Annotated in this window: 20 protein-coding genes and 1 pseudogene; 16 read left to right on the top strand and 5 right to left on the bottom strand. The window is 72.8% G+C overall.

The window, feature by feature from the left end; translation table 11 throughout:
- Position 1: 1 nt before the first annotated feature.
- Both IOD16_RS24960 and IOD16_RS24955 read right to left on the bottom strand, forming a co-directional pair.
- Positions 2 to 187 (bottom strand): helix-turn-helix domain-containing protein, encoded by a 186-nt coding sequence (locus tag IOD16_RS24960; protein WP_123746651.1) that lies wholly within the window; start codon positions 185 to 187, stop codon positions 2 to 4.
- Between the two features lie 37 nt (positions 188 to 224).
- Positions 225 to 1,052 carry an alpha/beta fold hydrolase gene (locus IOD16_RS24955; RefSeq protein WP_201436380.1) on the bottom strand — a complete coding sequence of 276 codons (828 nt, stop codon included), beginning with the start codon at positions 1,050 to 1,052 and terminating at the stop codon, positions 225 to 227.
- A gap of 227 nt (positions 1,053 to 1,279) precedes the next feature.
- On the opposite strand from IOD16_RS24955, the gene IOD16_RS24950 reads away from it, so the two are divergent.
- The 7 genes from IOD16_RS24950 to IOD16_RS24920 all read left to right on the top strand — a co-directional run bounded on the left by IOD16_RS24950 (position 1,280) and on the right by IOD16_RS24920 (position 9,922).
- Positions 1,280 to 2,527, top strand: coding sequence for an SAM-dependent methyltransferase (locus IOD16_RS24950; protein ID WP_201436379.1), 1,248 nt, complete (start codon positions 1,280 to 1,282; stop codon positions 2,525 to 2,527).
- Positions 2,528 to 2,707: 180 nt separating this feature from the next.
- Positions 2,708 to 3,406, top strand: coding sequence for an RNA polymerase sigma factor ShbA (gene shbA / locus IOD16_RS24945; RefSeq protein ID WP_201436378.1), 699 nt, complete (start codon positions 2,708 to 2,710; stop codon positions 3,404 to 3,406).
- Positions 3,407 to 3,428: 22 nt separating this feature from the next.
- Positions 3,429 to 4,535, top strand: coding sequence for a carbohydrate kinase family protein (locus IOD16_RS24940; RefSeq protein ID WP_201436377.1), 1,107 nt, complete (start codon positions 3,429 to 3,431; stop codon positions 4,533 to 4,535).
- Positions 4,536 to 4,861: 326 nt separating this feature from the next.
- Positions 4,862 to 6,976 (top strand): transglycosylase domain-containing protein, encoded by a 2,115-nt coding sequence (locus IOD16_RS24935; protein ID WP_236594361.1) that lies wholly within the window; start codon positions 4,862 to 4,864, stop codon positions 6,974 to 6,976.
- A 309-nt stretch (positions 6,977 to 7,285) separates the two neighbouring features.
- Positions 7,286 to 8,209, top strand: a complete 924-nt coding sequence (locus IOD16_RS24930) for a M23 family metallopeptidase (protein WP_236594360.1) — start codon at positions 7,286 to 7,288, stop codon at positions 8,207 to 8,209.
- A 175-nt stretch (positions 8,210 to 8,384) separates the two neighbouring features.
- Positions 8,385 to 9,335 (top strand): LLM class F420-dependent oxidoreductase, encoded by a 951-nt coding sequence (locus IOD16_RS24925; protein ID WP_201436375.1) that lies wholly within the window; start codon positions 8,385 to 8,387, stop codon positions 9,333 to 9,335.
- 2 nt (positions 9,336 to 9,337) lie between these two features.
- Positions 9,338 to 9,922: a TetR/AcrR family transcriptional regulator gene (locus tag IOD16_RS24920; RefSeq protein ID WP_201436374.1), complete on the top strand. Its 585-nt coding sequence runs from the start codon at positions 9,338 to 9,340 to the stop codon at positions 9,920 to 9,922.
- Positions 9,923 to 9,928: 6 nt separating this feature from the next.
- Here IOD16_RS24920 and IOD16_RS24915 read toward each other — a convergent pair whose 3' ends face one another.
- Positions 9,929 to 10,393, bottom strand: a complete 465-nt coding sequence (locus tag IOD16_RS24915) for a peroxiredoxin (protein WP_123746657.1) — start codon at positions 10,391 to 10,393, stop codon at positions 9,929 to 9,931.
- A gap of 109 nt (positions 10,394 to 10,502) precedes the next feature.
- Between IOD16_RS24915 and IOD16_RS24910 the strand changes: the two genes are divergently transcribed.
- The 6 genes from IOD16_RS24910 (at position 10,503) to treZ (ending at position 20,147) form a co-directional block, all read left to right on the top strand.
- The gene (locus tag IOD16_RS24910; protein WP_201436373.1) at positions 10,503 to 11,426 is read left to right on the top strand and encodes a LacI family DNA-binding transcriptional regulator; all 924 of its coding nucleotides are present in this window, start codon (positions 10,503 to 10,505) and stop codon (positions 11,424 to 11,426) included.
- 136 nt (positions 11,427 to 11,562) lie between these two features.
- Positions 11,563 to 13,467 carry a 4-alpha-glucanotransferase gene (malQ, locus tag IOD16_RS24905; RefSeq protein ID WP_201436372.1) on the top strand — a complete coding sequence of 635 codons (1,905 nt, stop codon included), beginning with the start codon at positions 11,563 to 11,565 and terminating at the stop codon, positions 13,465 to 13,467.
- Between the two features lie 91 nt (positions 13,468 to 13,558).
- Entirely contained in the window at positions 13,559 to 13,897 is a 339-nt protein-coding gene (locus IOD16_RS24900; RefSeq protein ID WP_123746660.1) for a hypothetical protein, read from the top strand.
- Positions 13,898 to 13,948: 51 nt separating this feature from the next.
- Positions 13,949 to 16,072, top strand: coding sequence for a glycogen debranching protein GlgX (gene glgX / locus IOD16_RS24895; RefSeq protein ID WP_201436371.1), 2,124 nt, complete (start codon positions 13,949 to 13,951; stop codon positions 16,070 to 16,072).
- A gap of 170 nt (positions 16,073 to 16,242) precedes the next feature.
- Positions 16,243 to 18,405, top strand: coding sequence for a malto-oligosyltrehalose synthase (gene treY, locus IOD16_RS24890; protein WP_236594359.1), 2,163 nt, complete (start codon positions 16,243 to 16,245; stop codon positions 18,403 to 18,405).
- Positions 18,402 to 20,147, top strand: a complete 1,746-nt coding sequence (gene treZ / locus IOD16_RS24885; protein ID WP_201436370.1) for a malto-oligosyltrehalose trehalohydrolase — start codon at positions 18,402 to 18,404, stop codon at positions 20,145 to 20,147. The genes treY and treZ overlap by 4 nt, the downstream gene beginning before the upstream one ends.
- Here the strand turns inward: treZ and IOD16_RS24880 are convergent.
- Positions 20,110 to 20,622, bottom strand: a complete 513-nt coding sequence (locus IOD16_RS24880) for an ANTAR domain-containing protein (protein WP_201436369.1) — start codon at positions 20,620 to 20,622, stop codon at positions 20,110 to 20,112. The two genes, treZ and IOD16_RS24880, sit on opposite strands and share 38 nt — an antisense overlap.
- A gap of 586 nt (positions 20,623 to 21,208) precedes the next feature.
- On the opposite strand from IOD16_RS24880, the gene IOD16_RS24875 reads away from it, so the two are divergent.
- The 3 genes and pseudogenes from IOD16_RS24875 (at position 21,209) to IOD16_RS24865 (ending at position 23,098) form a co-directional block, all read left to right on the top strand.
- A complete protein-coding gene (locus IOD16_RS24875) occupies positions 21,209 to 21,391 on the top strand; it encodes a CsbD family protein (protein ID WP_123746665.1) in 183 nt (60 codons plus the stop codon).
- A gap of 2 nt (positions 21,392 to 21,393) precedes the next feature.
- A pseudogene (locus IOD16_RS24870) lies at positions 21,394 to 22,068 on the top strand (UdgX family uracil-DNA binding protein).
- Positions 22,069 to 22,369: 301 nt separating this feature from the next.
- Positions 22,370 to 23,098, top strand: coding sequence for an SDR family NAD(P)-dependent oxidoreductase (locus IOD16_RS24865; protein ID WP_201436368.1), 729 nt, complete (start codon positions 22,370 to 22,372; stop codon positions 23,096 to 23,098).
- 173 nt (positions 23,099 to 23,271) lie between these two features.
- Here the strand turns inward: IOD16_RS24865 and IOD16_RS24860 are convergent, their stop codons facing one another.
- Positions 23,272 to 23,787 (bottom strand): lytic polysaccharide monooxygenase auxiliary activity family 9 protein, encoded by a 516-nt coding sequence (locus IOD16_RS24860; RefSeq protein ID WP_123746668.1) that lies wholly within the window; start codon positions 23,785 to 23,787, stop codon positions 23,272 to 23,274.
- Positions 23,788 to 23,814 lie beyond the last annotated feature (27 nt).

The raw sequence follows: 23,814 nt of genomic DNA, 5'->3' as shown, positions 1-23,814 counted from the left end.
GTCACACTAGGGCCCGGTGCCCCCTCAGCTCCGCCCGGCCGGCCACCGCCAGCTTGCGGTAGACCCTGGTCAGGTGCTGTTCCACCGTGCTCACGGTGATGTGCAACCGCATCGCGATCGCCCGGTTGCTGTGGCCACACGCGGCGAGGGTCGCGACCCTGCGCTCCGAGTAGGTCAACTCCGTCATACGCGGGAACACGTGCGGCGACCCGGGGACGGTTCAATCAGGACGAGAGATGCTCCAGCAGGAGCGCCGTCAACGCCTCCGGCGCCTCCTCCGGCACCCAGTGCGACACGTCCTCCAGCATCTCGAACCGGTACGGGCCGGTGACCCAGTCGCCGGTGCTCAACGCCGCCGTCGACCCGAACGCCACGTCCTCCGTGCTCCACACGTACATCGTCGGCACGGACACCTTCCCGGCCCTGCCGCCCGGACGCCCGGCGCGGTACCAGTTCAACGCGGCCGTGAGCGCGCCCGGCTCGGCCAGCCGCCGCACGTACTCGTCCACCCGGCTCGGCGGCACCCGCCACTCGAACATCTGCCGCAGCGCCGCGCCGTCCTCGTCCAGCATCCGCTTCTCGGTGGTGCTGTTGCGCCAGTCGGTCAGGTAGCCGGACCGCAGGTGCTGGTCCTCGTCGGTGCGCAGGGCCTCGGCGAACGCGCCGGGGTGCGGCGTGGACACCACCGCCAGCTTCCGCAGCCGCCCGGGGTGCTCGGCCGCGGTCCACCAGGCCACCGCGCCGCCCCAGTCGTGGCCGACGAGGTCGAACACCGACCACCCGAACGAGTCCGCGACCGCCAGCACGTCGCCGACCAGCGCGTCGACGCCGTACTCGGCCGCCCGCTCCGGCCGCACGCCGGGGGAGTAGCCGCGCTGGTCGAACGCCACCGCCCGGAAGCCCTCGCGGCCGAGCACCGCCACCTGGTGCTCCCACTCGACGGCGGCCTCCGGGAAGCCGTGCAGCAGCAGCACCGGCCGGCCGTCCTCGGGGCCCGCCGCGATCGCGTCGAAGTCGCCCTCGTCGGTCCGCACGCTCAGCTGTTCGATCACGGTGATCCTCTGTCCCATCACTCGACCGGTCCACGGGTAGCGGTGCGCATTCTCGCGCGCGGTGACCGGCCGGAGTCGCGGCGGGCCGTCGCGGCGGCGCCGGCTTGCCCGCTCCGGCGGCGGTGCCACCATGGACGGGCGCGGGCCGCGCGTGGGCCGGCGCCACCACCCGTCCGGCGGTGCACGGCGTCGTGGGCGCCGCGTGCCGGCAGTCCCAGGAGTGGCCGATGTCGCTGAGAACCACCCGGCGTGCCCCCGACCTGCCCCGTCCGGGCCAAGGCGTCTGGCCCGGCCTGTGGAGCCCGCCGCCGTCCGTCGTGCGGGCCCGGATCGCCGAGTCGCTGTTCCGCCGCGCGGTGCGCGCGGCGCCGGTGCGCGTGGAGCTGCCCGGCGGGCAGGTGCTCGGCGCGGGCGGTCCGGCCGCGCCCGCCATGCGCGTGCACCGGCCCGACGCGTTCTTCCGCCGGCTCGGCGTCGACGCCAAGATCGGGTTCGGCGAGGCGTACATGGTCGGCGACTGGACGTCCGCGGAGCCCGCCGACCTGCTGACCGCGTTCGCGGCCGGGCTCACCACCCTGGTCCCGCCGGCGCTGCAGCCGCTGCGCCGCTGGGTCGAGCGCCGCCACCCCGAGTCCGACCGCAACGACGTGGCCAACTCGAGGCGGAACGCCCACCGGCACTACGACCTGTCCAACGACCTGTTCCGGATCTTCCTCGACGACACGATGACCTACTCGTCGGCCTGGTTCGACGGCTGCGGCGGCACGCTCGCCGACGCGCAGCTGCGCAAGATCGACGGCGTCCTGGACTACGCGGGCGTGCGCCGGGGCAGCCGGGTCCTGGAGATCGGCACGGGCTGGGGCGCGCTGGCGATCCGGGCCGCCCGGCGCGGCGCGACCGTCACGTCCCTGACCCTGTCCGCCGAGCAGCGCGCCCTGGCCGTGCGGCGGGCGCAGGACGCCGGCGTCGGCGACCGCGTCGCCGTCCACCTGCGCGACTACCGGGAGGAACGCGGCCGCTACGACGCCGTGGTGTCGGTCGAGATGGTCGAGGCCGTCGGCGCCGAGTACTGGCCCGCCTACTTCGCCGCGGTCGACCGGGCGCTCCTGCCCGGCGGCCGGTTCGGGCTCCAGTCCATCACCATGCCCCACGACCGGATGCGCGCGAGCGCGGGCAGCTACGGCTGGGTGCACAAGTACGTCTTCCCCGGCGGCCTGATCCCGTCCGTCCGGGCGATCGAGGACACCGTGCGCGCGCACACCGCGATGCGGGTGGTCGACAGCCGCGAGTTCGGCCGCGACTACGCCGAGACGCTGCGCCGCTGGCGGGAGCGGTTCCTGTCCCGGTGGGACGAGGTCGCCGCGATCGGCTTCGACGACACGTTCCGGCGGATGTGGGAGTTCTACCTGGCCTACTCCGAAGCGGGCTTCCGGGTGGGCCACCTGGGTGTCCGGCAGTTCGCCGCGGTGAAGTAGCCGCCCCCGGCCACTGCGCCGAACGGCCCCATCCGCCGTCACCGTCGGGTGCTGTCCCGACCACGCTCAGTCGGATCGTGGTCGGCTTCGGCCCGTCCCGTATCAGGAGCGCCGCTGCGTGCTCTTCATCAATGAGCCGGGATGGCCGGAGGTTCGACACAAGCGTGAGGAGGTCGCCGGATGGTGCAGCACGCATCCGTGCGAGCCGACGTCGAAGTGGGGGTCGGCGCGGTCCGCTACGCCGCTGACGTGCCAGGTCGTCCCGAGGTCAGGCTGGTCGTCGGCGAGGGGCCGCGACAGGTGACCGCCCGGTGGCTGGCCGAGGCGGAGCTGTCCGAGCTGGTCGACGAGGCGCTGCTCGGCGAGCCGCGCGCGGTCGGCCAGCTCCTGGCGCGCATCCAGCCGCTGGTGCTGCGCTACTGCCGGGCCAGGGTCGGGTCGAGGGAGCGCACGCTCGTCTCGGCCGAGGACATCGCCCAGGAGGTCTGCCTGGCCGTGGTGTCGGCGCTGGGCAGGTACCACTACGAGCCCGGCTCGTTCCTGGCCTTCGTGTACGGGATCGCCGCGCACAAGGTCGCCGACGCCCGAAGACGCGCGGTGCGCAGCCGGGCCGAAGTCGTGCCCGAACTGCCCGACACGCCGACCCTGGAGGCCGGACCGGAGCAGCGGGCCATGACCGGCGAGCTGATCGGCCACGTCACCCAACTGCTGCAGAAGCTGCCCGAGCGGCAGCGGGAGATCCTGGTGCTCAGGGTCGCGGTGGGGCTGTCGGCGGAGGAGACGGCGGCGGCCGTCGGCTCGACCGCGGGTGCGGTGCGCGTCGCGCAGCACCGTGCGCTGGCCCGAATGCGCGAGATGTTCGCGGCTGTCGACGGCTGACCCGGACTGGCATCGTGGGGCCATGGCCGCCACGCCTCCGCCCGTGCCACCGCTCGTGCCGCCGTCGGACCGGTCGGCGTCGCCGCCCGCGCCGGGCGCGGGACCCGACCCGGAGTTCGACGTGCTGCTGTCCGGCACGGTGTTCCTCGACATCATCTTCACCGGCCTGCCCCGACCGCCCGCCCCGGGCACCGAGGTGTGGGCCGAGGGGCTCGGCTCGTGCCCCGGCGGGATCGCGAACCTCGCCGTGGCGCTGAGCAGGCTGCAACTGCGGACCGCGCTGTCCGCCGCGTTCGGCGAGGACGCCTACGGCGACTTCTGCTGGGAGGTCCTCTCCGAGCAGGAGGGCGTCGACCTCACCCACTGCCGCCGGTACTACGGCTGGCACTCGCCGGTGACCGTGTCCATGGCGATGGACCGCGACCGGTCGATGGTGACGCACGGCCACCAGCCGCCCGTGTCCGCCGACGAGATCCTGAACCCGCCGCCGCGCACGCGGGCGTGCTTCGTGCACGTGGGCGCCGAGGACGAGCGGTGGGTGGCGCAGGCGAAGGAGCAGGGCGCGCTGCTGTTCGCCGACATCGGGTGGGACCGCACCGAGCTGTGGGCGCCCGGGCTGCTGCGGCGGCTGGAGCAGTACGACGTGTTCCTGCCCAACGACGCCGAGGCCCAGCGGTACACGCGGTGCGACACGCCGGAGCGCGCCGCGATGGCGTTGGCCGAGCACGTGCCCGTAGTGGTGGTGACGCGCGGCGGCGGCGGCGCGGTGGCGGTCGACTCGGCCACCGGCGAGGTGGTGGACGTGCCGGGGCTGAACGTCGCGCCGCTGGACTCGACCGGCGCCGGGGACGTGTTCGGCGCCGGGTTCGTGCTCGGGACGCTGTCCGGCTGGCCGCTGGCGCACCGCGTGCGGTTCGCGAATTTGTGCGCCGCGCTCTCCGTGCAGCACTTCGGCGGCTCGCTGTCCGCGCCGGGGTGGGTGGACATCGCCACGTGGTGGCGGACGGTGTCGCGGCGGCCGGACGAGGAGCTGAAGGGCTACGGGTTCCTGGAGGACGTGGTGCCGGACCACACCGGCGTCGAGGTGCGGCGGGCCAGCGCGACGATCCGGCTGCGCGCGTCGAGCTGACCACCGGGACCACCTGATCGTGACCTTGCCGGCGGCCCCCGCCCCTTCGATCATGGACGGGTCGCGACACCGATCGGACCCCGGGCCGTGGGGGCCGGGCGTGCCGCCGGGCGGGCGTGAGGCTGATCACCTTCCCGTGCCTGGCGGGCTCCCCCGTCCGGCCCAGTGGGGTTTGACCACGGCCTCCGGCGGGCAGGAGTAACTTCGACGAGCGTCGTCGAAGATCGCGCCGAAACTTCTGCTCCCGGCGGAGCAACCCGCGGTGCTCTTCGTGCGACTTAGTCAGTGGGGGTTCCCGCGGGGTTGTGGAAGGGGTTGCTGGTTCAGTGTTCGCCGCGCGCGCGACAGGTCTGGTCAAGTTGGTGGGGTTGTGCCTGATGGCGGGCGTGCTCGTCGCGGCGGTGCTGTTCCCGGTGGTGGGCGGCCTCGGCCTGGCGTCCAACCGGGCCGCGGACACGGTGGACCAGACCTCCGGTGAGCTGACCAAGGCCGAGCTGCCCCTGGTGACGACGGTGCTGGACATGCACGGCCAGCCGATCGCCTACCTCTACGACCAGTACCGCGTGCCGGTGCCGTCCGAGGGCATCGCGGACACCATGAAGGCCGCGATCATCGCGATCGAGGACAAGCGGTTCTTCGAGCACAAGGGCGTCGACTGGCAGGGCATCGCCCGCGCCGCGGCCAAGGCGGGCGTCGACGGCGAGACCAGCCAGGGCGCCTCGACGCTGACCCAGCAGTACGTGAAGAACTACCTCGCCTTCGTCGTCGGCAAGGGTTCCGAGGAGGCCTACGAGAAGGCCACCGAGGCGACCCTGGGCCGCAAGATCAGCGAGGCCCGGATCGCGACCCAGCTCGAGCAGAAGATGAGCAAGGACGAGATCCTCACCGCCTACCTCAACGTCGTCCCGTTCGGCAACGGCGCGTACGGCGTCGGCGCCGCGGCCCGCACCTACTTCGACACCACCCCGGACAAGCTGACCGTGCCGCAGGCCGCGATGCTCGCCGGCCTGGTCAACGAGCCGAGCAGGCTCAACCCGGGCTCCGACGTCGACGCCGCGATCAAGCGCCGCAACACCGTGATCGACCGGATGCGCGACAACGGCGCGTTCGGCCCGGACGCGAAGGTCGCCGACGAGAAGGCCGCCGAGTACAAGGCCGCCGACATCGGCGTCGTGCCCGACCTGAGGCTGCTGCCCAACGGCTGCGTCGGCGCGGGCGACGGGCCGGTCTACGGCTTCTTCTGCCGCTACCTGATCGACTACCTGGAGAAGGCGGGCCTGCCCACCGAGGAGCTGCTGCGCGGCGGGTACACGATCACCACCACGATGGACCCGGTCGCCACCCGCGCGGCCAAGGAGGCCGCCGAGGGGCAGGTGCCGAAGACCCAGCCGGGCGTCGCCAACGCGATGGCCGTGGTGGAGCCGGGCGCGGACAAGCACCGGGTGCGCGCGCTGGCCGCGAACCGCGACTTCGGCAACAACGCCGACGCCGGGCAGAGCGCCTACTCCATCCCCGCCGAGGTCACCAAGTTCGGCGCGGGCTCGATCTACAAGGTGTTCACCGCCGCGTCGGCGCTGGAGCGCGGCATCACGGGCATCGACAAGCAGATCGACGTGCCGAAGACCTACACCTCGAAGGTCTACAAGGACGGCAGCAAGCCCTACACGGTCAAGAACGCGGGCGACTACAAGGAAAAGATGACCTTGACCGAGGCGCTGGCCCAGTCGCCGAACACCGCGTTCATCATCCTGGAGGAGAAGGCCGGGCTGAACAACGTGGTCGACATGGCCTACCGGCTCGGGCTGCGCGAGTCGATGCAGGGCGTCGACTGGCGCGGCGACCCGCTCAAGGCCGACGGCTCCAACGGCCCGTCCCAGGGCGACGTCTACAAGCGGGACAACAGCGGCTCGTTCACCCTCGGCGCCGGGCCGACCAGCGTGCTGGAGCTGTCGAACGTCGCCGCGACGATCGTCAGCGGCGGCAAGTGGTGCCCGCCGACGCCGGTGGAGCAGGTCGTCGACCGCAACGGCCGGCCGGTGCAGCTGAAGGAAGCGCCCTGCGACCAGGCCGTGGCGCCCGAGGTGGCGAACGCGCTGGCCGTCGGCATGAGCGGGGACACCAAGCCCGGCGGCACGGCGGCGGGCGCGGCGAACGGCTGGAACCGGCCCATGATCGGCAAGACCGGCACCACCGAGAACCACTGGTCGGTGGCGTTCATCGGCGCCACCCCGCAGTTCGCCGGCGCGGTCATGACGTTCACCGATGGGGTGGCGCCGCAGGTGATCTGCAACGGCACCCCGCCGAGGCTCTGCGGCACCAACGACGCCGGCGGTGTTTTCGGTGGTCAGGTGGCTGCGCCGACGTGGTTCAACGCCATGCGGGTGATCCACGAGGGCAAGCCGCCGGCCGCTCTGCCGCCGGTCGAGCCGCGCTACCGGTAGTCGACCTTCGTCACGGGTTGCGTCAGCCTCGACGTCGCCTCTGACCAGGGGTTTCATAACGGCCCGATACGGAACTGCCGGTTACTACAACACGCTGCGTGACGATCAGTGGGGTGCATCACCAAAAAGCACTAGTCGTAGTGCCGAGGCTTGCCCTTTCTTGTTACATCGGGTTACGGTCCCCGCCGCATGTCACGGTTCGGTCACCATAGGGACACGGCGTCGCTCCCCGAAAGCGCCGCCAGCCTGGATCCCCCGCCAGGCGTCCCTGTGGCCGGGCCGTGCTCCCCGATGCAGGAAGGCACTACCTTGGCACGGCACACGAAGGCCGACGGTCGACGCGCGTTCACCGCGCCCCGCACGCCGTTCGGCAACCGCTCCCATCGCGCCGAGTGCGATCGGAAACCCGTCAGTGGCCGGGTCGCGGCCGCAGTGGTCGCGGCAGGCGCCCTCGCCACCGGCGTGGGCGCCGCCGGCGGCGGCTTCGACGGCGGCGACACCCGGTTCCTCCCGGTCGCCGCCGGCTCCGACCTGGCGGCGGCGCTCGTGCACAGCGCGGCGCCCGCCCAGCCCGACGTCCGCACGGTGCACGCCGTCGAGCCCGCGTTCGAGGCGGCGAAGCTCATGCGCTCCGAAGGGCTCTTCGTCCGGCAGCACGTGGACCAGGCGATCCGCCACGCGTCCGAGGGCTTCACCGCCCGGCAGGCCGAGCTGAAGCGGCAGCAGGACGCCGCGGCGGCCGAGCAGGCCCGCGTCGACGCCGAGAACGCCCGGATCGCCCAGGAGCAGGCCCGGGCCGTCGAGCAGAAGGCCGCCGAGGAGGCCGCCGCCGCGGCGGCGAGGCGCCCGACGGTCGTCAAGCCCGCCGAGGGCCAGTTCACCTCCGGCTTCGGCTCCCGCTGGGGCACGACGCACTACGGCGTGGACATCGCGAACTCCATCGGCACCCCGATCCTGTCCGCGATGGACGGCGTCGTGGTCGAGGCGGGCCCGGCGTCCGGCTTCGGCCTGTGGGTGCGCGTGCAGCACAACGACGGCACCATCACCATCTACGGCCACGTCAACGAGACCCTCGTGGCTGCCGGCCAGCAGGTCCAGGCGGGCCAGCAGATCGCCACCATGGGCAACCGCGGCCAGTCCACCGGCCCCCACCTGCACTTCGAGGTGTGGGTCAACGGCTCGCAGAAGATCGACCCGGTCGGCTGGCTGGGCGAGCGCGGCATCTCCCTCTGACGCCTCGCGCACCCGTCGCACCGCACGTCCCCGTTCTGCCCCGCCGGACCCGACCGGCGGGGCAGAACGGCGTCCGGGGCCCCGCGGGCACGACGGGTGGGACCGCCCCGATGGGCATACCGACTGGTCGGTACCTGAGGTACGGTGGCCGTCGGACACCTTCAGGGAGGCGATCGTGGGTCGTTGGGGAATCACCCTGCCGCTGACGGGCGTGCCGGTGCTCGACCACCGCGCGCTGGTGGCCGAGCTCGCCGGGCTCGGCTACACCGACGTGTGGTCGGCCGAGACCGCGGGCACCGACGCCTTCACGCCGCTGGCGCTCGCCGCGCAGTGGTCCGACCGCGTCCGGCTCGGCACCGCCATCGCCCCCGTCTACACGCGCGGCCCGGCGACGCTGGCCATGACGGCCGCGACGCTGGCCGAGGTGTCCGGCGGCCGGTTCGTGCTGGGCATCGGCTCGTCCTCGCCCGCCATCGTCGAACGGTGGAACGGCGTGCCGTTTAACGAGCCGTTCAAGCGCACGCGGGACACGCTGAGGTTCCTCAAGGCCGCGTTGACCGGCGAGAAGGTCTCCGAGGAGTACGAGACGTTCACCGTGCGCGGCTTCAAGCTGGAGCGCGCCCCCGCGCACCCCGTGCCGATCATGCTGGCCGCGCTGCGCCCCGGCATGCTGCGGCTGGCGGGGCGCGAGGCCGACGGCGCCATCACCAACTGGCTCGGCGCCGCCGACGTGCCGAAGGTGCGCGCCGAGATGGGCGGCGGCGAGCTGGCCGCCCGGATCTTCGTGTGCCCGACCGAGGACGCCGACGCGGCCCGCGCGCTGGGCCGCATGCTGATCAGCACCTACCTGACCGTCCCGGCCTACGCGGCGTTCCACGACTGGCTGGGCCGCGGCGAGGCGCTGCGGCCGATGCACGAGGCGTGGGCGTCCGGCGACCGGCGCGGCGCGGGCGCGCTCATCCCGGACGACGTGGTGGACGCCCTGATCGTGCACGGCGGCGTCGACCGGTGCCGGGCGCGCGTGGCCGAGTACGCGGCCAACGGCGTCGACACGCCCGTCATCGCCCTGCTGCCCACCGGCGGGGACCAGCTCGACCTGGTGCGCGCGCTGGCGCCGGGGGCCTGACCGTGGCGCGGCGGGCCGGGTCGACGCCCGAGCGGATCGTGGGCGCGGCCGTGCGGTTGTTCGCCGCGAAGGGGTTCGACGCGACGACCGTGCAGGAGGTCGTCGAAGCCGCCTCGGTCACCAAGGGCGCCCTCTACCACTACTTCGGCTCCAAGGACGACCTGCTGTTCGAGATCTACCGCGCGCTGATCGGGCGGCAGATGGCCGACCTCGACCGGATCGTGTCGGCCGACCTCGACGCGGCCACCACCGTGCGGCGGATCGTGGTCAGCCTGGTCGAGACGACGGCGGCGAGCGTGGACGAGACCGCGGTGTTCGTGCGCGAGATGCACCGGCTCGACGCGGACCGGATGGCCGCCTTCCGCTCCGAGCGGCGTCGCTACCACGAGACGTTCCGGTCGGTGGTCGAGCAGGCCCAGCGCGACGGCGGGTTCGGCTCCGCCGTGCCCGCCGACACGGTGGTCCTGATCGCCCTGGGCGTGGTCAACCAGCTGCCCACCTGGTACCGGCCGGACGGGCCCAAGTCGCCCACCCGGCTCGGCGGGGAGATCGCCGACTTCGTCCTCGCCGGCCTCAGACCCGACTAGCCGAGGTCAGGTCGCGCGGCCGGCCCGCTCGCGCAGCACGGTGAGCGCCTTGTCGGCGTGCGCGTTCATGGCGAACTCGGATTTGATGACTTCGATCACGGTGCGGTCGGTGTCGATGACGAACGTGTGCCGCTTCACGGGCAGCGGGCCGAAGCGGCGCTTCACGCCGAACGCGGCGGCCACCGCGCCGTCGCCGTCGGACAGCAGCGGGTAGTCGAAGTCGTTCAGCGTCGCGAACTGGTTCTGCCGCTGCACCGAGTCCGGGCTGATGCCCACCCGCTGCGCCCCCACCTCGGCGAACTCGGTCGCCAGGTCCCGGAAGTGGCAGCTCTCCGCGGTGCACCCGGAGGTCATCGCGGCGGGGTAGAAGAACAGCGCCACGGGCCCGTCGGCGAGCAGGTCGGACAGGGCGCGCGGCGTGCCGTCCTGGTCGGGCAGGGTGAAGTCGGGTGCCTGGTCGCCGGGCTTCATGGAGGTCCTTCCGCCGGGTGTCGATCACGTCTCGCAGGGTGCTCGCGCCGAGGCAACCGTACGGTTCTCGCTAATCTCGTACCAGGCCGGGAGGTGTGAGTTGACGAGCATGTCCGACGTGGCACGGGCCGCCGGGGTGTCCGCGGCGACGGTGTCGCGGGCGCTGCGCGGCGAACCCGGCGTGTCCGACGCGACCCGCCGGTACGTCACCGAGGTCGCCAAGCGGATGCGGTACGCGATCGCCCGGGACGCGTCCAGCCTCGCGGGCGGGCGCCGCTACGCCGTCGCGGTGCTCACCGCCGACGTGGGGCGGGGCGACCTGCTCGCGGGCGCGGAGGGCGCGCTGCGGCAGGCCGGGTACGACGTGCTGCTCTACGTGCTGCGCGACGCCGAGGCGCGCAAGCGGTTCTTCGACGAGCTGCCGCTGGCCCGGCGGGTCGACGGCGTGCTGGCGCTGGCGGTCAACCTCACCGACGCCGAGGACGCCGCGCTGTCGGGCCTGGACGTGCCCGTGGTCGCGGTGTGGGACGACGACCTGCGCGAGGCGCTGCGGCTGGCCGTGGGCCACCTCACCGGGTCGGGCCACCGGGACGTCGCGCTGGTCCTGGCCGGCGACATCGACGAGTCCTACGACGAGGTGCTCGTCGCCCAGGGCCTGCCGGTCCGTCCGGAGTGGACGCTGTGGTCGTCCTCGACCGTGGCGGGCGGCGAGCAGGTGGTGGACGCGCTGCTGGACGGCGAGCGGCTGCCGTCCGCGGTGATCAGCACGAGCGGCGAGGTGGCGCTCGGCGTGTTCCTGCGGCTGCGCCGCGACGGGCGCGACGTGCCCGGCGACGTGTCGATCGTCAGCCTGGAGGGCACCGACCTGGCCCGCGCGGTGGGCATGACCGCGGTGGAGGGCGCGTGGCGCGAACGCGGCGAGCACGCCGTGGAAGTGCTGCTGGCCCGGTTGCGCGGCGAGCAGGACGAGACCGAGCCGCCCTCGGTGCAGCTGGTGGTGCGCGGGTCGACCGGACCAGCCCGCGATTCCTGAGCGCGTGAATACCGGGTGAACAGGTTTGGGCATCACTCGCCTGGGTTATCAACCCCGGGCAACTTCCTGCAACCTTCGGGTGACCACTTGTCACCGGTCTGGATCCCAACCGACGGGGAAGGCGAAGCTGTCCGACGTGGACGACGAGCTCGCGGCACTGGCCGAGGCCCACGGCGTGGCCACCCACTACGAGGACGCGAACCAACGCCGAGCCGACGTCGACCCGGATGTGGTCGTCGCGGTGCTCGCGCAGCTGGACGTGGACGCCTCGACGCCGGAGGCGGTGCGCCGCGCGCTCGCCGCCCCGAAACGACCCCCGAGCACGATCGTCCTGCGCGAGGGCGACGTGCTGGACGAGACCGACCCGGGAGGGGACCGCGCGGTCGAGCTGGAGGACGGCGGCCGGGTCGAGCTGCCCGCCGTGCTGCCGCCGGGCTACCACCGGCTCGGCACGCGCACCGTGATCGTCGCGCCGCGCCGGCTCCCGCCCGTGCCCCGGGCGTGGGGGTGGATGCTCCAGCTCTACGCGATGCGCTCGGCCGAGTCGTGGGGCATGGGGGACTACGCCGACCTCGCGACCCTCGCCCGGCGCAGCGCGACCGAACTCGGCGCGGGCGTGCTGCTGGTCAACCCGGTGCAGGCGATCAGCCCCACCCTGCCGGTGGAGCGCTCCCCGTACTCCCCGTCCAGCCGCCGCTTCGCCAACCCCCTCTACCTGCGGATCTCCGACCTGCAGGCCTACCGGGACGCCGACGACGCCACCCGCGCGGAGATCGACGCGCTGCGCCCGCCCAACGACACCGAGCTGATCGACTACGACGCCGTGTGGACGGCCAAGGCGAAGGCGCTCGAACTGCTCTGGCGGCGCCAGGAGCACCGCGCGCCCGAGGGCGAGCTGCTGGGCTTCGCCCGGTTCTGCGCGCTGGCCGAGGCCCACGGGCCCGACTGGCGCGAGTGGCCGCCGGCGCAGCGCGACCCGGCGACCGCCACCCCCGACCCCGAGCGGGTGGCGTTCCACGCGTGGCTGCAGGAGCTGTGCGAGCAGCAGCTGGCCGCCGCGCGCCGGGCCGCCCGCGACGCGGGCATGGCCGTCGGCGTCGTGCACGACCTGCCGGTCGGCGTGCACCCCGGCGGCGCGGACACGTGGGCGGTGCGCGACGCGTTCGCCGCGGACGTCACGGTCGGCGCGCCACCGGACGCGTTCAGCCGCCTGGGCCAGGACTGGGGCCTGCCGCCGTGGCGGCCCGACCGGCTCGCCGAGCAGGGCTACGAGCCGTTCCGGGCCGTGGTGCGCAGCGTGCTGCGGCACGCGGACGGCATCCGCATCGACCACGTCGCGGGCCTGTGGCGGCTGTGGTGGATCCCGCCGGGCGAGGCGCCCAAGCGCGGCACGTACGTCCACTACGACCCCGAGGCGATGCTCGCCGTGCTGACCCTGGAAGCGCACCGGGCGGGCGCCGTCGTCGTGGGCGAGGACCTCGGCACGGTGGAGCCGAAGGTCACCGAGGCGTTGCACGAGCACGGGATGCTCAGCTCCGCGGTGCTGTGGTTCCAGCGCGAGTACGACCTGCCGGACCACCCGCTGATCCCGCCGGAGAAGTGGACCGCGTCGGCCATGGCCTCCATCTCCACCCACGACCTGCCGACCGTGGCCGGGTTCCTCGCCGCCGAACACGTCCGGGTGCGAGCCGACCTGGGGCAGTTTGAAGGACCCGCGGACGGGGAATATGAAGCAGCCGACCGGGAACGCGGCGAGTTGCTCGAACTCCTCAAGCAAGAAGGTGTCCCTGCCGATGACTTGGTTACCGGGTTCCACGCCCTGCTCGCGAAGGTCCGCTCCGTGCTCGTGCTGACCTCCCCGCAGGACGCGCTGGGCGAGACGCGCCAGCCGAACCTGCCAGGCACCACCGACCAGTACCCGAACTGGCGCATCCCGCTGCCCGTCGCGCTCGCCGACCTGTTCGACGACCCGGGCGTGCGGCGGGCGGCGGTGGCGCTGGCCGCCGGTCGTCCGCCCGCGGCGGGCGGGAACGGCCCGTGATGAAGCGAAACCCGCACGTCACAGCACGCGGCCCGGCCGCGGAGTATCGTCAGCCAGTCACCCGCGCCATGGTTGGAGGTGGCAGTCACCCGTGAACACCGACTTGATGACCCGCACCGGGCTCGTGCCCGAACAGGCGGTTCCCCACAGCAGCCCCGCGGTCGCCCTGGAGTCGACCGTCGAGAGGGTCCTGGTGGACGTCCGGCCGTCGAACCTGGCCGACCCGCTCGCCGGGATCGGGCACGCCGAGGAGTCGTTGAGGACCGCCCTGCGGCGCGTCGACGCCGGGGCGGACGACGCGCTCACCCAGGCGGTGGCCTGCGCCGAGGCGGCCTGCGAGCACCTGCGCTACGGCGAACTCCAAGAGGCCCGGCTGCTCCTCGTCGCGGCCCGCGGCCAGCTCGTCAGGTCGCACGGCTCCCGACCCTGACCTAGAACGGTAGGGGTCGGATCGTTCCAGCTCGTCCGGAGGAAAAACCCTGTGCGGCCCTGGCCCGGAACTCCTTATCCGCTCGGCGCCACCTATGACGGCGTCGGCACCAACTTCACCCTCTTCTCGGAGGTCGCGGACTACGTCGAGCTGTGCCTGTTCGACGGCGACGGCACCGAGACCCGCGTGCGGCTGCCCGAGGTGGACGGCTTCGTCCACCACGGCTACCTCCTCGGCGTCGGCCCCGGTCAGCTGTACGGCTACCGCGTGCACGGACCGCACGACCCGGCGCGCGGCCTGCGCTGCAACCCGAACAAGCTGCTCATCGACCCGTACGCCAAGGCGATCACCGGCGACGTCGACTGGGACGAGTCGCTGTTCGGCTACCGGTTCGGCGACCCCGACGCGCTCAACGACCTCGACTCGGCGGGCCACGTGCCGCTGGCGGTCGTGGTCAACCCGTTCTTCGACTGGTCCAACGACCGCCCGCCGAACACGCCGTACAACGAGTCGGTCATCTACGAGACCCACGTGCGCGGCCTGACCATGCAGCACCCCGAGGTGCCGCAGAGCCTGCGCGGCACGTACGCGGGCCTGGCGCACCCGGCGGTGATCGACCACCTCAAGGGCCTCGGCGTCACCGCGGTCGAGCTGATGCCGGTGCACCACTTCATCACCGATCACGGACTGCAGGAGAAAGGCCTCCGGAACTACTGGGGCTATAACACGATCGGGTTCTTCGCGCCCCATGCCGGCTACACGGCGATGCCGGAGACCGGGACGCAGGTGCAGGAGTTCAAGGGCATGGTGCGCGCCCTGCACGAGGCGGGCATCGAGGTCATCCTCGACGTGGTCTACAACCACACCGCCGAGGGCAACCACCTCGGGCCCACGCTGTCCATGCGCGGCATCGACAACCAGGCGTACTACCGGCTGGTGGACGACGAGCCGAAGTTCTACATGGACTACACCGGCACCGGGAACTCGCTGAACGTCCGCAGCCCGCACACGTTGCAGCTGATCATGGACTCGCTGCGGTACTGGGTGACGGAGATGCGGGTCGACGGGTTCCGGTTCGACCTGGCCGCCACCCTGGCCCGCGAGTTCTACGACGTGGACCGGCTGTCGACGTTCTTCGACCTGGTGCAGCAGGACCCGGTGGTCTCGCAGGTGAAGCTGATCGCCGAGCCGTGGGACGTCGGGCCGGGCGGCTACCAGGTCGGCAACTTCCCGCCGCTGTGGACCGAGTGGAACGGCAAGTACCGCGACACGGTGCGCGACTTCTGGCGCGGCGAACCGGCCACGCTCGGCGAGTTCGCGTCCCGCATCACCGGCTCGTCGGACCTGTACCAGGACGACGGCCGCCGCCCGTACGCGTCGATCAACTTCGTCACCGCGCACGACGGGTTCACCCTCAACGACCTGGTGTCGTACAACGACAAGCACAACGACGCCAACGGCGAGGACGGCCGCGACGGCGCGGACGACAACCGGTCGTGGAACTGCGGCGTCGAAGGGCCGACCGACGACCCCGAGGTCAACGACCTGCGGGCCAGGCAGCGGCGGAACCTGCTGGCCACCACGCTGCTGTCGCAGGGCGTGCCGATGCTGCTGCACGGCGACGAGCTCGGCCGGACGCAGCACGGCAACAACAACGCCTACTGCCAGGACACCGAGCTGTCCTGGGTGGACTGGACGCTGGCGGAGAAGAACCGCGACCTGCTGGAGTTCGCCTCGGCGGTGACCGCGTTCCGCAGGCAGCACCCCGTGCTGCGGCGGCGCCGGTTCTTCCAGGGCAAGCCGATCCGCAAGGGCGACGAACTCCGCGACATCGCCTGGTTCACACCTTCGGGTGAAGAGATGACGGAGCAGAACTGGGGCGACGACTTCGGCCGCTGCGTCGTGGTGTTCCTCAACGGCGAAGGCATCCCCGACCTCGACCCGAGGGGCATGCGGGTGCTGGACGACTCGTTCCTGCTCGCGTTCAACGCCCACCACGAGGACATCGAGGTGACCCTGCCCGAGGAAGGCTACGGTCCGCAGTGGACGGTCGTGATCGACACCGCGACGGGCGAGGTCACCCTGCCCGGTCAGGGCGACGTGGTGCCGGGAGGCGGCACGCTGACCCTGGTCGCCCGCTCGCTGGTCGTGCTGCAGCGGCTGGAGCAGGAGTGACGGACTTGTCGGACCCCGCCGGTAACCTGACAGCAGGGGCCCCCCAGGGGGGACCCCTGCGGAGCGACGCGTCACCGACCGGTGAGCCTTCGACCGGTGAGCCTCCGGTCGGTGAACCTCGGATCGGTGACGAAGCGGCCGGTTCGGGGCGAGCGTCGGCCGGGGGAGAGGTGGTCGGCGCGGCGCCCGCGTCGACCTACCGGGTCCAGTTCACGCCCGACTTCACCTTCGCCGACGCGGAGGCCGTGGTCGACTACCTGGACGCCCTGGGCGTCGGCGCGCTGTACGCCTCGCCCGTGCTGGAGGCCGTGCCCGGCTCCACGCACGGCTACGACGTGGTCGACCCGACCCGCGCCCGGGAAGAGCTCGGCGGCGAGTCGGGGCGCGTGGCGCTGCACAAGGCCCTCAAGAGGGCCGGGCTGGGGTTCGTGCTCGACATCGTGCCCAACCACATGGCGGTCGGCCACGACGACGTCAACCAGTGGTGGGCGGACGTGCTCCGGCACGGCCGGGGGTCGCGGTACGCGAAGTACTTCGACATCGACTGGGACTCCGGGCCGCTGCTGCTGCCCTTCGCCGCCGACGAGGAGTCGGAGGAGGAGCACGAGCACTACCGGCTGGCGTTCTGGCGGCGCGGCAACACCGAGCTGAACTACCGCCGGTTCTTCGACATCACCACGCTCGCCGCGGTGCGGGTCGAGGACCCCGAGGTGTTCGACGCGACCCACGGCGAAGTGCTGCGCTGGGTCGCGGCCGGCGAGGTCACCGGGCTGCGGGTCGACCACCCCGACGGCCTGGCCGACCCCGGCGGGTACGCGCGGCGGCTGCGGGAACGCGCCGGCGTGTGGCTGGTGGTGGAGAAGATCCTCGGCGCGGACGAGCGGCTGCCCGTGAGCTGGCCCGTCGACGGCACCACGGGCTACGACGCGCTGCGCGAAGTCGGCGGCCTGTTCGTGGACCCGGCGGGCGAGGCGGCGTTCACCGCGCTGGCCGAGGAGCTCGGCGTGCCCACCGACTTCGCCGCCGTCGAGCACGAGTGCCGCGACCTGGTGGCCCGGACGATCCTGCGCGCCGAGGTGCGGCGGATCGCGGCCCTGGTGCGCGACGCGGACCGCGAAGAAGCCGAACGGGCGGTCGCCGAAGTCCTGGTGAACTTCCCCGTCTACCGCTCCTACCTGCCCGAAGGGCTCGACGCGTGGACGGCGGCCGTGCGGGCGGCGACGTCGCCGGCGGCCCGAGAGCTGGACCGGCAGGTGCGCGCCGAACCGCACGGCGAACTGGCCACCCGCGTCCAGCAGACGTCCGGCATGGTGGTCGCGAAGGGCACCGAGGACACCGCGTTCTACCGGTACACCCGGTTCGTGGCGCTCAACGAGGTCGGCGGCGCGCCGGACCGGTTCGGGGTGCCGCCGGAGGAGTTCCACGCGCGCGCGGCGGCACGGGAAGCGGGCTCGCCGACGACCATGACGGCGTTGTCGACGCACGACACGAAGCGCTCGGAGGACGTGCGGGCCCGGCTCGCCGTGCTGGCCGAGCTGCCCGGCGAGTTCGCCGAGTCGGTGCGCCGGTGGACCGCCGCGCACCCGATCGGCGAACCGTCCCTGACCATGCTGGCGTGGCAGTCGCTGGTCGGCGCGTGGCCGATCACCGCCGACCGGATGCGCGCCTACCTGGACAAGGCGGCCAAGGAGTCGAAGGTCCGCACCACGTGGGTCGACCACGACGAGGCGTTCGAGGCGGCCGTGGCGGCGTGGCCCGAGCAGGTGCTGTCCGGTCCCGTGGCGGCCGAGGTGGCGTCGTTCGTCGAGCGGATCGTCGTGCCCGGCTGGTCCAACGCGCTCGGCCAGAAGCTGGTGCAGCTCACCGCGCCCGGCGTGCCGGACATCTACCAGGGCAGCGAGCTGTGGGACCTGTCGCTGGTCGACCCGGACAACCGGCGACCGGTGGACTACGAGGTGCGGCGGCGGCTGCTGGACCGGCTCGACGACGGCTGGCTGCCGGACGTGGACGACTCGGGCGCGGCCAAGCTGCTCGTCGTGCAGCGCGCGCTGCGGCTGCGCCGCGACCGGCCCGAGCTGTTCCGCGGCTACCGGCCGCTGGAAGCGTCCGGGCGGACCGCACCGCACGTAGTCGCCTTCGAGCGGACGGATCTGATCGCGGTGGCGACCCGGCTGCCGGTGGGATTGGCGAACGCGGGCGGCTGGGGCGACGCGGTGCTGCCGCTGCCGCCGGGTGAGTGGACCGACGTGCTCACCTCCCGCCCGGCCGACCCGTCGCTGGCCGGGATGCTGGACCGCTACCCCGTGGCACTGCTGGTAAGAGGAGATCGGTGAGTTTCTCGGTGTGGGCCCCGGCGCGCGAGCGCGTCCGGGTGCGGGTCGACGGTCGGGACCACGAGATGACCGCCGGCGCCGGCGGGTGGTGGCACGCCGACGTCGACGGCGTGGACTACGGGTTCCTGCTCGACGACTCCGACGACGTGCTGCCCGACCCGCGCTCGTCCTGGCAGCCGGACGGCGTGCACGGCCCGTCCCGCGTCTACGACCACTCGGCGTTCGAGTGGACCGACCAGGCGTGGACCGGGCGCGCGCTGCCCGGCGCGGTGATCTACGAGCTGCACATCGGCACGTTCACGCCCGCCGGCACGTTCGACGGCGCGGTGGAACGGCTGGACCACCTGGTGGACCTGGGCGTCACGCACGTCGAGGTGATGCCGGTGAACTCGTTCGACGGCACGGCGGGCTGGGGCTACGACGGCGTGCTGTGGGGCGCGGCGCACGAGCCGTACGGCGGGCCGGACGGGTTCAAGCGGTTCGTCGACGCCTGCCACGCGCGGGGCCTCGCCGTGCTGCTGGACGTGGTCTACAACCACCTCGGGCCCTCCGGCGCGTACCTCGACCGGTTCGGGCCGTACTTCGCGGGCAGCAACGACTGGGGACCGGGCCTCAACCTCGACGGCGAGGACTCCGACGAGGTGCGCCGCTACGTCATCGACAACGCGACCGGCTGGCTGCGCGACTTCCACGTCGACGGGCTGCGGCTGGACGCCGTGCACGCCCTCGTGGACCGCAGCGCGCAGCACCTGCTGGAACAGCTGGCCGTCGAGGTGGACGCGTTGTCGGCCACCGTCCGCAGGCCGTTGACGTTGATCGCCGAGTCGGACCTCAACGACGCCCGGCTGGTGACCGCGCGCGAAGGCGGCGGCCTCGGCCTGCACGCCCAGTGGTCCGACGATCTGCACCACGCGCTGCACGTGGCGTTGAGCGGCGAGACGACCGGCTACTACCCGGACTTCGAGGGCGCGCTGGGCAGGACGCTGCGCGAGGTGTTCTTCCACGCGGGCACGTGGTCGTCGTTCCGGGGCAGGCGCCACGGCCGCCCGGTGGACCGCGACCGGCTGCCCGGCTACCGGTTCCTGGCCTACCTGCAGAACCACGACCAGGTCGGCAACCGCGCCACCGGCGACCGGCTGTCCGCCGCGGTGCCGTGGCGGCGGCAGGTCGTGGGCGCGGCGATCGTGCTGTGCTCCCCGTACACGCCGATGATCTTCATGGGCGAGGAGTGGGCGGCGAGCACGCCGTGGCAGTTCTTCGCGTCGTTCCCGGACCCGGAGCTGGCCGAGGCCGTGCGCACCGGGCGGCGGCGCGAGTTCGGCCGGCACGGGTGGGGCGAGTCGGAGGTGCCCGACCCGATCGACCCGGAGACCGTGCGGCGGTCGACGCTGCGCTGGGACGAGGTGTCCGAGCCCGGCCACCGGGAACCGGCCGACCTCTACCGGGCGTTGATCGCGCTGCGCCGGTCGCGCCCCGAACTCGCCGACCCGCGTCTGGACCGGTTCATCGTGCGCGAGGAAGGCCACGTGCTCGTGCTGCACCGGGGCTCGCTGCGGGTGCTGTGCAACCTCGGGGACGACACCGAGGTGCGGCTCGACGACGAGGTGGGCGAGGTGCTGCTCACGTCGGCGGAGGTGGGAGTGGACGGGCAGGTGGTGCGCCTGCCCGCCGACTCCTTCGCCATCGTCGACCGCGCGTCGGTCACTACCCCGGGTCGGGGACGAGCCAACCGACCTCGGTGAGCTTCTCGGCCAACAGCCGACCGGCCGACTCGACCTGGTCGGCCAGCTGTCTTCGCACCTCCGGGCGGTCGTCGCCGGAGTACTGAGCCGCGTCGTAGGCCGCGACCAGACCGCGTGCGGCGTTCACCACCTCCACCCCGGGCCACTCGGGCACGGCGACGTGGCCGTCGGCCGGTTCGGGCACCGGCTCGGCGGAGGCGTGCACGGCGCGCACGGCCTGCCTCGGTCCCAGCTCGGTCGAGAGGTCGAGCAGCTTCAGCGCGATGGTGTGCAGCTTCACGTTGTGGTGCTGTGACATCCGCACGAGCAGCTGGAACCCCTCTTGGGGCGTGCAGCCCTGCACCGCGGATATCAATCCGGTGGCCTGCCCGATCACGGTGCGCGTCTGCACCGCTTTGCGCAGCCCCACGATCTCGGCCTCGAGGCTGGCGATCCGCGCGGTCAGCGAATCGTCATGCCCGTTGTCCCCGACCACGGTCGGGCTCCTCTCTCGCACGTCGGTACCGGTCAGCCAGGCCAGCGGTGCGAGAGCGTCCGGACACGCGGGTGCCAGCACCCGGCAAGCCCACAGCTCTCGCTGACCCTGGTGCCCTCGCGGGCGCCGGGTGGCTTGCGGCTGGCTTTTCAACCGCGTAGACGATCACCGTAGTAGAGGACGGGCGGTGCGGCGCAACTGGAGGGGTTCCAGCGTGGCGGCGGCCCGCGGAACTCGTCGCCCGCCGGGGCGGCGCGCACCGCCCGCGGCAGGGCCGGGTCGGCGTCGGCCGCGAGGTCGGGGCGCGACCCGTTCACGGCCCGCTTCGGCGCGTCGACCGGCTATAGCAGCAGCATCGGCCCGGCGCCCGGCAACCTGCGGCACGCCACCCCTTCAGGGGCTTTCCACCGGCGCGGAACACGATCTCCGGGAACCGGCCACCAGCCCTCCTCCAGGGCACTGACCTGGCCCGGAGGGCAGTCCATGACGACGGCCACGAGATGTGCGATCACGGATCGGCGTTTCCCCGTCCGGGCGAGGGGTATCCCCTGGGCGACGGAGAAGAGCCCAGACGAGAGGAACGGCCATGGGGACCGACGACAAGATCAGCAACAAGGCCGAGGAGCTCAAGGGCAAGGCGAAGGAAGCCGTCGGCGACGCCACCGACAACGAGCAGTGGCAGGCCGAGGGCCGCGCCGAGCAGACCAAGGGCTCGCTGAAGCAGGCCGGCGAGAAGGTCAAGGACGCCTTCCGCGGGGACAACCGCTAGACGTGCCGCCGGCTCGTCACGCCTCCAGCGCCGCCGAGTTCGTGCCCCCCGAGGGCTCGGGCTTGGCGGCGCTTCGCCGTGCCGCGGCCGGCTGCCGGGGCTGTGGGCTGTACGAGGCGGCCACCCGGACCGTGTTCGGCGCCGGACCGGCCGACGCCCGGCTGCTGCTCGTCGGCGAGCAGCCCGGAGACGTCGAGGACCGGCAGGGCGAGCCGTTCGTCGGACCCGCGGGCAAGCTGCCGGACAAGGCGCTCGACGAGGCCGGCCTGGCACGTGAGGGCGTCTACCTGACCAACGCGGTCAAGCACTTCGAGTTCGTGCCCGCCGAGCGCGGCAAGCGGCGCATCCACAAGACACCGACGCGCGGCGAGGTGGTCGCCTGCCTGCCCTGATTGCACGCGGAACTGGCGGCGATCCGGCCCGAGCTGGTGGTGTGCCTGGGCGCGACGGCGGCCAAGGCCGTGCTGGGTCCCTCGTTCAAGGTCACCGAACGCCGCGGCCGGGTCGAGCGGGCCGAGGACCACGACGTGACCGCGACCGTGCACCCCTCGGCGGTGCTGCGCGCCCCCGACCGTGACGAGGCCTGCCGCAGGTTCCTGGCCGACCTGCGGGCCGTGCGCGCCCACCTGGGCCGCGCCGCCCGGCGGGGCGCCGGAGAACGTGAAACGGCCCCCTGACCGCTTCCCGCACCAGGTGCGGGCCGAGCTGGACTGGGCTCGGGGTCACGGGGGCCGGGTGGCTGCCTGGGATTCGCCCAGACCACCTGGGAAAGGTCGGTCCTAGCGGACAGCCACCTCACGACGAGTCCTATAGCTATTCAACTTGGGACCACCTCCTTCCTCGTGTACCACGAACCTATGCGAGCCCCCGCGACCCTCGCAACGGATATTCCGCGGCCGATCCGGGACGCGGGAACCGGTGCGGCGCGACGTCCGATTCCCGCCGGAACGGACCGCGTCGCCCCGGCACGATCAGGGCATGGACTTCGACGGCAAGGTCGCCCTGGTCACGGGCGGCAGCAGGGGCATCGGCGCGGCGACCGCGGTGCGGTTGGCGGAGCTGGGCGCGGACGTGGCGATCACCTACCGGACCAGCCCGGGTGACGTGGTCGACCGGGTGACAGCGCTGGGGCGGCGGGTGGTGGCCGTGCGGGCGGACAGTGGCGACGCGGAGGCCGTGGCCGCCGCGGTGGAGGAGACCGTCGCGGTGCTGGGGCGGCTGGACGTGCTGGTGAACAACGCCGGCGAGTTCATCGTCGGACCGGTGGAGGAGCTGGGGGTGGCGGAGTTCGACCGGACGTTCGACGTGAACGTGCGGGCGGCGTTCGTGGCGGTCAAGGCGGCGTTGCCGCACCTCGGCGACGGCGGGCGGGTCATCGGCATCGGCAGCAACGTGGCCGGGCGGGCGGTGTTCCCCGGCTTCTCGCTCTACGCGGCGTCGAAGGCGGCGCTGGTGGGGATGACGAAGGCGCTGGCGCGTGAGCTGGGGCCGCGGGGGATCACGGTGAACCTGGTGCACCCCGGTGCGACAGACACCGACGCCAACCCGGCGGACGGCGCTGGCGCCGACGTCGTGCGCGGCTTCACGGCGGTGGGGCGTTACGCGGAGCCGTCGGAGATCGCGGCGGCGGTGGCGTTCCTGGCGTCCGACGAGGCCCGTTACGTGACGGGCGCGCAGCTGCACGTCGACGGCGGCTTCACCGCCTGACCACCGCGAGAGTCCAACGCCCACGCCGCGAGAGTCCAACGCCCGTGCCGCGAGAGTCCAACGTCCAGGACACCTGAGTTCAACGCTCGACGCCGGGCTGGTGGCGCGTGAGCGTTGAACTCGGGGTGCGCGAACGCAGGACTCTCGCGGACTGGGGGTAGGACTCTCGCGGATCAGCTCGCGTTGACGTCGATGCAGGCGTAGAACGCGTTGGAGGTGTCGCCGATGTTCCAGATGGCGAGCACCGTCTGACGGCCGGACGCACCCAGGTTCACCGTGTGCGACACGGTGGCCGGGGGCTGCTGCATGCCGCCGTCGACGAAACCGACCCGCCTGCCGCCGACGTAGTACTCGTAGTTCGCGGTGCGGTGCCGTGCGGTGAAGGTCCAGTTGAAGGTGACGGTCTGGCCGGTGTTCGCGACCTGCCAGCCCTTGTTGTTGTCGTTCAGCTCGGCGAACCGGGCGACGCCGCCGTTGCAGCTGCGCAGGCCCTTCGGGCCTTCGACGCTCTGCGGCTCCCACTTGATGTCGCCGCACGACACGACACCGCGGGCGCACTGCGCCTGACGGCTGGCCGGCGACGAGACGTACCCGTGCGCGAACGCGGGCGCCGAGGGCAGGGCGACCGTCACGAGCGGCGCGGCGAGCACGCCTGCCGCCACCGCGGCGATCCTTCGGCGGAGTGACATGTGGACTCCTCTGATCGGATGGGCGGA

It is taken from the genome of Saccharothrix sp. 6-C, assembly GCF_016695385.1.
Lineage (GTDB): Bacteria > Actinomycetota > Actinomycetes > Mycobacteriales > Pseudonocardiaceae > Actinosynnema > Actinosynnema texasense.
This window is presented reverse-complemented; position numbering and strand designations above follow the sequence as displayed.